The sequence below is a fragment of the Achromobacter pulmonis genome (assembly GCF_002885955.2).
GTDB lineage: Bacteria > Pseudomonadota > Gammaproteobacteria > Burkholderiales > Burkholderiaceae_B > Achromobacter > Achromobacter pulmonis_A.
Map to the genome: position 1 here is coordinate 1 of NZ_POQS01000070.1, position 530 is coordinate 530.

1 protein-coding gene is annotated in these 530 nt (G+C 40.9%); it reads left to right on the forward strand.

The window, feature by feature from the left end:
* A partial coding sequence (locus C1I89_RS34335; protein WP_219929644.1) for a hypothetical protein occupies window positions 1–481 on the forward strand: 481 nt, incomplete at its 5' end.
* Between the last annotated feature and the right edge of the window lie 49 nt (window positions 482–530).

Genomic DNA, 530 nt, shown 5'->3' on the forward strand with positions numbered 1-530 from the left:
CCGAAAACCAGAAATGAAACACCGCGATATTACACTCTCCAACTCTGCCCTTGCAGATGCAGCAATCAGTCTCACGGAATTAACTGCTATCGCTCAAGGTGATGGCGTTGCAGACCGTGAAGGTGCTTCAATTCGAGTTCATCGAATTGAGGTGTGTGGTTCAACTAATAGAGATGCTACTGATCTCTACTTTGTTTCTCCTAAAATGAACAATGCTCCAACTTATGGTGATTTTCTGTCTGTAACAGGGGGCTTTGTCAATAGGGATGCGTTTATCTTATGGTGGAAACAGATTACCTCTACTACCGGCGGAAACTCTACGGATGCTGCTTACAGCTTCCGATTTCCTATGAAGATCCATTACTCAGGATCATCTTCAACTTCCGGACAGCGTAACAGAATTTGGTTCGTTGTCAAAAATGATACCGGCGGAGCAATCTCTTTTGAGTATGCCTTACGCATATGGTATACTGATACTTAGAAGTATAGCTTAAGTAACTTATTATTTAGAAAAAAAAAATAAAAAAATC